The 8,244-nt window shown below is 60.6% G+C and carries 7 protein-coding genes; all 7 read left to right on the top strand.

Going from position 1 to position 8,244, the window contains the following annotated elements; translation table 11 throughout:
- Positions 1-361, top strand: a 361-nt coding sequence (locus AB7I51_RS16955) for a hypothetical protein (protein ID WP_428406361.1), incomplete at its 5' end; no start/stop codon positions are given.
- A gap of 447 nt (positions 362-808) precedes the next feature.
- Positions 809-1,315, top strand: coding sequence for a hypothetical protein (locus AB7I51_RS16950; RefSeq protein ID WP_428406360.1), 507 nt, complete (start codon positions 809-811; stop codon positions 1,313-1,315).
- A gap of 437 nt (positions 1,316-1,752) precedes the next feature.
- A complete protein-coding gene (locus AB7I51_RS16945) occupies positions 1,753-3,831 on the top strand; it encodes a DUF3363 domain-containing protein (RefSeq protein ID WP_428405516.1) in 2,079 nt (692 codons plus the stop codon).
- A gap of 162 nt (positions 3,832-3,993) precedes the next feature.
- Entirely contained in the window at positions 3,994-4,221 is a 228-nt protein-coding gene (locus AB7I51_RS16940; RefSeq protein ID WP_428405515.1) for a hypothetical protein, read from the top strand.
- A 27-nt stretch (positions 4,222-4,248) separates the two neighbouring features.
- Complete coding sequence (locus AB7I51_RS16935) at positions 4,249-4,614, top strand: recombinase family protein (protein ID WP_428405514.1); 366 nt, start codon at positions 4,249-4,251, stop codon at positions 4,612-4,614.
- Entirely contained in the window at positions 4,533-6,002 is a 1,470-nt protein-coding gene (locus AB7I51_RS16930; RefSeq protein WP_428405513.1) for a recombinase family protein, read from the top strand. Before AB7I51_RS16935 ends, AB7I51_RS16930 begins: the two co-directional genes overlap by 82 nt.
- 347 nt (positions 6,003-6,349) lie before the next feature.
- On the top strand, positions 6,350-7,972 hold the full coding sequence (locus AB7I51_RS16925; protein ID WP_428405512.1) for a recombinase family protein: 1,623 nt from the start codon (positions 6,350-6,352) through the stop codon (positions 7,970-7,972).
- Positions 7,973-8,244 lie beyond the last annotated feature (272 nt).

The raw sequence follows: 8,244 nt of genomic DNA, 5'->3' as shown, positions 1-8,244 counted from the left end.
CGCCCGCGCCATATTCATGGGTATGACAAAAGCGAAAACGCCCGTTGTCGACGCTGACCCTAAAGCTATCGCCAGATGGGACAATGAGGGCGGCGCGCCCGCATCGGGCGACCGGTCTATAGTCCAACGCCCGCGCGACAACGACCAGCGCGCCAAGTTCATCGTGGACGTGGCGACGTGCGATGCCCATCCCCAAGAGCTGGCAAAAAAGAGTAACAAAAAGCACATTGTAGGTTCAGTAGGGGACGCTGCAAGAACAGCATCCCTAAGCGCAGAAAGACGCAAAGAAATCACTAGCAAGGCAGCTGCTGGTCGCTGGCGAAAAGGTCAGGCGGCTCCGGTGAAGAAAAAGCCTGCTTAGCCGTGTGGTCGACGATGCCATCACTAATGCCGCGCATAGTCACCTCTTCGACGCAGACGACAGCAGATCGGCTCGGTGTAGGACCTACGAGCACGCCGGGGCTTCTGAAAGTTCCGTGAACTTTCCGCTGGGCCGCGCACATTTCAGGCCCGAGAGAGCTGTTCGACTTCTGCTTTAGCCGGAGGTCGAACAGCAGAGTCGAGCGCCATATGCGCGATTATAGAATGCTCAGGTTGAAGAGCATTCTATCTTCGGCTGCACTCCTATTTCGGCTTCACTGTGTATTTGCCGCGATCCTGATATTTGCAATGCGATTTAGTCGGAGTTCCAAGCTGAAAATGGCAGGGGTTTCGCTGCGTGCAACGCTTGCGCCGCTGCCGAGCGCGACCCGTGTTTGAAGCTGAGCTAAACTCATACTCGTTGTTCGTTTTTTGCTGTGTGAATGAAGTGACGACCGACATCGACGCGGCAGTGAACGCTTCCAATATGGGCGGGAACGTCGCGGCCTTTCCTCGAGGGCCGTTAAATGACGCCGGAAAAAAGACGTGGGGCGAGACGCTGGGGCGCGATCAGAGCAGCGCCTATATCAACGAGCCGGCGACGAACTCCGCCTTTATCGCCGAGTTTCGTCATGCGCGGCTTTCCGAGCCGACTTACACTTTTCGATGGCGCCTCGCTTGGCTTCACCGCCCCGAACGTCGATCTCTCCCTGGCCGATCCAATCGCCGACAAGAGTTCCTCGTTTCGAAACTCGACCGAACTACATTACGGCGCTCGACCGCCGGAAAACGCAGGCGGGGCGTCGGCAACCATTGTCGCGTCGCGGTCACTAGGAACCTCCGCCAAGGCCTGGCTTCAGAGTTGCTGCTTTCGCGTCGTATTGACCGCCGCGCCAACGAAATGTCCAGTGCTCGAACATCGTTCTCCATGCTGATCAGGAGGCGTTTTCGGTAACGGAATTGTATCCAGGTTGCGGGTCATATGCGCACCATGGATGTAGCGAAGTCGCAAAATTTTATCTTCTCGGCGCACAATCGCCGCGAAATTTCATTGCAGGTTTTTTGCAGCGGCGCTGCGAGACTTTGGTTCCATTTGTAATTTTCCTGATGCCGCCGGCAGGCGCATTCTTGCAGGAACGGGTTTGCAAAATTTTGCTGGTTGAGTAGTATTGTAGCGTAGTTTGGCGCAGTGTTGGCGAGTTTACAAATTACGGCAAGATTAAAGCAACCGTGCCGTTTGCGTGTAATTGTTTGTCTGCACATTGTTATTTGCCGGCCGTGAGACTTTTCGCAGTGTGGGCCTTTCCGCATATCGTTTCTTTTTCAACGCCATGATGCGAGCTGCGCGGATTGCAGCTTGTCTTGCGGCATCGCCGGCGCAAGCTCTTGCCCATGAGCAGCGACGACTCTTCCGACCTTCGACTCCGCGCCGGAAAAATTCGTGATCGAGGCAGCGGCGCGGCGCGGCGACCGCGCTCCTTCGTCGCGCAGGTGATGAAGGCCGTGACGAAGGCGAAGGGCGGCGGGATCGGGCCGGCGCCGACGCGCGGCGGGCGTGCCGATCGTCGGCGAGATGGCGCGTCGGGTCGGCCCCGGAAAGGGAGGTGTTGCCGCATCGGTCGGGGGCAAGCGGCGGCGGATCGACTGAAGCTCGCGGCGGAGGGGCGCGGGCCGAGCCAGCGGATGCGCCGCGTCGTGGTGAAGGCGCGGATCGTTCGGTTGAAACTGGGGAGCAAGGGAGCCGACGCGCATCTACGCTATTTGCAGCGCGACGGGACCGACCGAGAAGGAGAGAAAGGGAGGCTCTACGGCGCGTCGACTAACGTCGCGGACGGGCGCGCCTTTCTGGATCAAGGCCGCGAGGATCGGCACCAGTTTCGATTCATCGTCGCGCCCGAAGACGGCGATCAGCTGAGCGACCTTTGCGCCTTCACCCGCGGCGTGATGAACCAGATGGAGGAGGACCTCGGCACAAAGCTCGATTGGGTCGCCGTTGACCACTTCAACACCGGCCATCCACATAGCCATGTCGTTGTCAGGGGAAAGGACGAGACGGGCAAGGATTTGATCATCGCCCAGGATTACATCACGGACGGGATCAGATTGCGCGCGCAAGAGCTCGCGACGCTCGAATTGGGACCTGAGACCGACCTGGAGCTGCGATCGAAACTCACGGCGGAAATCGCCGCCGAGCGTTTCACCCGGATCGATCGAGCGATGCTCGCCGAGGCCGGCGAGGGACCCCTCGACCTGCGGCCCGAGACGGGCCAGGTCAGCGCCGACTTCGATCTGACGCTACGCATCGGCAGATTGCAGACGCTGTCGCGCTATGGCCTCGCAACGGAGAGCGAGCCGGGCGTGTGGAAACTGTCTGAGCACATGGAGCGGATGCTGCGGGAACTCGGCGAGCGCGGCGACATCATCAAGGCGATCAATCGGGCGCTGACGGCGCGGGGCGAAGAGCGCGCCCTGGAAAGCTATTCCCTTCATGGCGAGGACGCCAAAGCCCCGATCAAGGGCCGCGTGATCGACAAGCGGCTGACTGATGAACTCGGAGAGCGACTTGGCGTCGTCGTCGACGGCGTTGACGGGCGTGTCCATCACGTCGCGCTCGGCTCCGAGGCGATGTCGAACGCCGCCGAGGAAGCCTCTATCGGATCGATCGTGGAGATCGTCCCTGCGCCAGCCGGGCCGCGACCGGCGGACCGCAACATCGCCCAACTCGCCGGCGCCTCGGGCGAGTATCGCCCCAGCATCCACCGCGCCATCGCCGAGGCGAGCCGCGTGCGCGTTCGGGGCGGCGACTATGGGGCCTATGTCGAGAGTCATGTCCGTCGGCTGGAGGCGCTGCGCCGGGCGGGGATCGTGGAGCGGATCGACGCCGACCATTGGCGGCTGCCGGCGGACTTTGAGACGCGCGGCGCCGACTACGACGCCCAGCGGCGCGGACGGATGACGCTACGCGTTCTCTCCAACCTCGACCTCGAATCCCAGATTGACGCCAACGGCGCGACCTGGCTCGACCGGGAACTCGCCTCTCCCAACCGTACAGGGCTCACCCATGCCGGCTTCGGCGCGGAGACCGAGGCGGCGAAGCAGCGGCGACGGGAGGCGCTTGTCGCCAAAGGCCACGCCTGGCGCGCACAGAATGGCGGCATACGAGCGCCCAAGGACCTCATCGCGCGGCTGGAGCGAGGTGAGATCGAACGTGTCGGAAAGTCCATGGCCGCAGACAAGCTTACGCCGTTCAGAATGAAGGGCGAGGGTGAGCGCGTTTCAGGCGTCTTCACCGGCACGACCAATCTCGTCTCAGGCAAATACGCAATCATCGAGAATGCCTACGAGTTCACGCTCGTCCCCTGGCGCCCCGTCATGGACGACCGCCTTGGCCGTCAGATCAGCGGTGTTGTTCGTGACTCCGACATTTCGTGGGATTTTACGCGCACGCGTGCGATTGGGATCGGAATGTGAACAAAGGCTGTTCCTCCTTCGCACACGAAAATTGATCGCATATAGGTGTCGAATGCTCGCCCCTATTGCCTTCGCTTTCTTTTCCTTCGACGCCGCGCGCGTCACGTTGCATCGCGTAATTTGGCCGTTCGAATAGGCGGCGTTTGTCGCCATGCTTTCGGCATGGCTCGTGTCCGAGGAATTTACAAGAAAGCCCGCGCTCACGAAGAAAATCGCGATGGCGTTCGCGCGCCGAAGCGGTATGATTCGGTTTCGAGAGAAGCCGTCGCGGTTGACCAAATCGTCACCGATGACTGGCCCGAAGAGGTTCCGATCACCGCCGCCGAGGTCGATGTGCTGGAGATTTTTCTCGGCGATATGCTCGACGCCTTCCTTCGACCTCGCCATTGAGTCTTGGATCGACCTGGGGAGCCTCCGATGACCGAACCTCTTCGCGCCGCGCTTTATCTGCGGGTTTCGACGACGCGGCAGGCGGAGGTCGATCTTTCCATTCCTGACCAGCAAACGCAGACGAGCACCTATTGCGCCCGTCAGGGCTGGCGAGTCGTCGCCGAATATGTCGAACCCGGCGCCTCAGCCATGGACGACAACCGGCCCGAGTTTCAGCGGATGATCGAACGCGCCTGCGACGACGATCATCCGATCAATGTCATCGTCGTTCTTCCTTCTCGCGTTTCTTTCGCGACGCCTTCGGCCTGGAGATGTACGTCAGGAAACTCGCCAAGCACAATGTGCGGCTGGTTTCGATCACCCAGGAGCTTGGAGACGATCCCGCTCAGGTGATGATGCGTCAGGTCATCGCGCTGTTCGACGAGTATCAGAGCCGCGAGAACGGCAAACATGTCTTGCGCGCCATGAAGGAGAACGCCCGCCAGGGGTTCTACAACGGCTCGCGCCTGCCACTCGGTTATGCGTTGGCGGAAGTCGATAAACGCGGCCATCGCACGAAGAAGAAACTTGTCATCGATGCCGTTGAAGCCGAGATCGTGCGGCTGATCTACCGCCTTTATCTGGAGGGAGAGGGCGGCCGGGGGCCAATGGGCGTCAAGGAGGTAACGAAGGCGCTCAACGCGCGCGGAGAGCGGACACGGCTTGGCGCGCGCTTCGGTGTCGCGTCGGTTCACAAGATTCTGACCAATCCCGTTTACGTTGGCCGCTGGCGCTTCAATCGGCGAGAGGCCAAAACCGGCCGGGTCAAGCCGGAAAGTGAAATTATCGAGATCGGGGTTCCGGCGATCATCGACCGCGCGGTTTTCGACAAGGTTCAAACGAGCCTCGCCGCCCGAGATCCGCGCGTCATGGCGCCGCGCGTCGTCACGGGTCCGATCCTGCTTACCGGTCTGGCGCATTGCGCCACATGCGGCGGGGCCATGACCTTGCGGACGGGAACATCCAAAAGCGGCAAGGTGCATCGCTATTACACCTGCTCCACAGCCGCCCGCGTCGGCAAGGCCGGCTGCAAGGGCCGCTCTATCGCCATGGAGAGGCTCGACGGACTGGTCACCACCCATCTCGCCGATCGTTTGCTCGGTCCGAGTCGCTTGGCCGGCCTCTTGACGTCATTGGCCGAAAAGCGCGCATCGAGCGACGTTGAGGTCCAGGAGCGGGCTCGCGTCCTACAAAGAGAAATCGCCCAGGCCGACGAAATGCTGCGTCGTCTTTATAAAATGGTGGAGGACGGCGTCACGGAGATCGACGAGACGCTGGCGGAGCGGCTCGCGGCGCTCAAATCCGACCGCGACCGCGGCAAGGTCGCACTGGAGCGCATCAAGGTCCGGCTTGCGCCCGAGGTCACGCTCGAGCCCGATCAGATCGAGCGCTTCGGCGCTTTCATGCGGGAGCGGATCACAACGGGCGAGACGACCTTCCGCAAAGCTTACGTGCGCTCAATCGTCGACGCCATCGAGGTCGACGACAAAATCGTCCGCATCCACGGCTCGAAAGCCAGCCTGGAACAGGCCGTCATTGCCGGAGAACAAATCGGCAAGGGTGTTCGCAGTTTTATACGCAAATGGCGCGCCCAAGGGGATTCGAACTCTATAGCGATCGGACTGGGCGGGGGCCTATCTTTGTTCCGAACCCCGACACTCTTCTCTTTGGCGAAAAATTGCCGCATTCCCCTGCGGACGCGAGCGTCCTTGCACAAGGAAGGCGTGGTGAGATCCGTTTAGACTGCAACAAATGGGCAGAATCTCGCCACCCGACCAATGGCGCCCTAGCCTATTTCTCCGCTACGATTTCTAATTCTGCGATCGTGAAGATCGTTCCCTTTTGTCGAGCAGCGATCACTCACATTATCCGTGCGTGACGCGACAGGCGAGCAACAGCAGCAATAGCGGTAACGGCGGTGACGTATCGTTGGAATCCCGCGCGACTCCGCTCGACGTTTCTCTCGTTGCATTTGTCGAAGCCCTTGCGATTGCCGACGCAAGGCGCGATCATCTTGCTTTCAGCGTTCCGCCTCTCGAACAGGAAACTGTTGACGGGAGTCGGACATTGCAGGCGGGAGCATCGAACAATGACGCATGCCATCGTCTACGCAAGATTTTCGACTGAGCTCCAGAACGAGAAGTCGACCGAGGATCAAATCGAGCTTTGTCGCGCTTACGCTGCGCGGCAGGGATTCGATGTCATTGGAACCTACGAGGACAAGGCACGCTCCGGCGCTTCGGTCTTTGGCCGCGACGGCCTTATGCGCCTCATGCATGCGGCGCGCGATCGCAAATTCGGCGTGGTGATTGTCGAAGCGCTCGATCGGCTTTCCCGCGACATGGAAGACTTGGCCGGTATCCATAAACGACTGTCCTTCCTCGGCGTCGAGATTCACGCGGTGCACGACGGCACGGCCGATGCCGTTCTCGTCGGTCTGAGAGGGTTGGTCGGTCAGCTACAGCGAGAGGACGGCGCCAAAAAAGTTCGGCGGGGCATGGCCAGCGTCATTCGCGACGGACGGCACGCCGGCGGTCGGGCCTATGGCTACCGCCCTGCGCTCGGTCGGACTGGGGAGTTGGAAGTTGTCGAGGAAGAGGCAGAGGTCGTCCGGCGTATCTTTTCAGCTTACGCAGATGGCCGGCCGCCACGCGAAATCGCCGGCGAACTCAATCGCGAAGGTGTCGTGCCGCCGCGGGGACCAAAGTGGAACGCCTCGACGATCAATGGAAATGCCCAGCGCGGCAACGGTCTGATATTCAACGAGCTCTATGCCGGCCGCATCGTCTGGAACAAGGTGCGGATGGTGAAGAACCCGGACACGGGCAAACGAATCTCGCGGCCGAACCCCCGCGATCAATGGCAGACGATCGCAGCCCCGCTTCTTCGGATTGTCGATGACGAGACTTGGGCGCGCGTCCAGGCTCTGAAGGCGGAGAAAGCCCGCCTCTCCACAAATGTGAAGCGCCGGCCTGCACATCTTTTATCAGGCCTATTGCGCTGCGGATGCTGTGGGTCGGGGATGTCGGTGCATGACCGGGACAAAACCGGCAAGACGCGTATCCGATGCTCGGCTGTGAGGGAGAGTGGTAGCTGCTCCAATCGGCGCATTCTCTACCTTTGGGACGTGGAGGAGGCCGTCCTGAGAGGCATGACCGAGGAGTTGAAGGATACACGCCTGATGGAGACTTACGTCCGCACCTATAATGAGGAGCGCAAGCGGCTGGCTGCTACTGCCTTTTCCAGAAGAACGCGGATCGAACGAAAACGCGACCGGCTCGAAGCAGAGCGCCAGCGGGCAATAGATTTGCTCATTAAGGGTGTGCTTCGAGAGGAAGAGGGCCGAGCCAGGCTGGACGAATTAAAGACGCAAGTAGAGGAGGCGGAGCGCGAACGATTGTCGCTGGAGGAAGCCCCGCAAATCATCGCCCTGCATCCCGCGACCATCGAGAGCTATATCGCGACTGTTGACCGGCTCGCGGGGGTTTTGAGCGAACACGCGACGGCAGAGGACGATCGCGGATCGCTGGTCGCCAATTTCCGGGCGCTCGTTCATAGCGTGACCGTCCATCCCAAGGCGCCCAGAGAAGGCTTTCAGGTCGAGGTGAAAGGCAAGCTCGCCTCGCTCATCGGGGGCGAGGCATTCCCCCAGGCAAAATATAGTGGGGGACGCGTGGTAGCGGAGGTCCGCTCCCATCGATCCCCCGACTGAATCCATTGGATTTTTGCTTTCGCTCGCATTGCCAGCCAAAACGCCAGACAGGTGGGCGGACGCGCCTGTCGCCGCCAGCAACATGTTCATTGGTTAAGTTGAGAGTCAGATACCAAACTTGCGCGATTAATCGACCGCAAATGCATCCGATAAGCGCAGATTATCGGACATATGGGAGAGGCGACAAGCGCGGCGGATAATTCGCGAATTTTAATCACAAAGCGCCGTCGTGACTTGTCGCCGGACTCGATCTGAGGGACGATTCCATGCAT

This window comes from Methylocystis sp. (genome assembly GCF_050246715.1).
Lineage (GTDB): Bacteria > Pseudomonadota > Alphaproteobacteria > Rhizobiales > Beijerinckiaceae > Methylocystis.
This window is presented reverse-complemented; position numbering and strand designations above follow the sequence as displayed.

Excerpts from the sequence above, each read along its gene's own strand:
- AB7I51_RS16945 (WP_428405516.1), top strand. The coding sequence starts at position 1,753 with ATGAGCAGCGACGACTCTTCCGACCTTCGACTCCGCGCCGGAAAAATT.
- AB7I51_RS16940 (WP_428405515.1), top strand. The coding sequence starts at position 3,994 with ATGGCTCGTGTCCGAGGAATTTACAAGAAAGCCCGCGCTCACGAAGAA.
- AB7I51_RS16935 (WP_428405514.1), top strand. The coding sequence starts at position 4,249 with ATGACCGAACCTCTTCGCGCCGCGCTTTATCTGCGGGTTTCGACGACG.
- AB7I51_RS16930 (WP_428405513.1), top strand. The coding sequence starts at position 4,533 with ATGTACGTCAGGAAACTCGCCAAGCACAATGTGCGGCTGGTTTCGATC.
- AB7I51_RS16925 (WP_428405512.1), top strand. The coding sequence starts at position 6,350 with ATGACGCATGCCATCGTCTACGCAAGATTTTCGACTGAGCTCCAGAAC.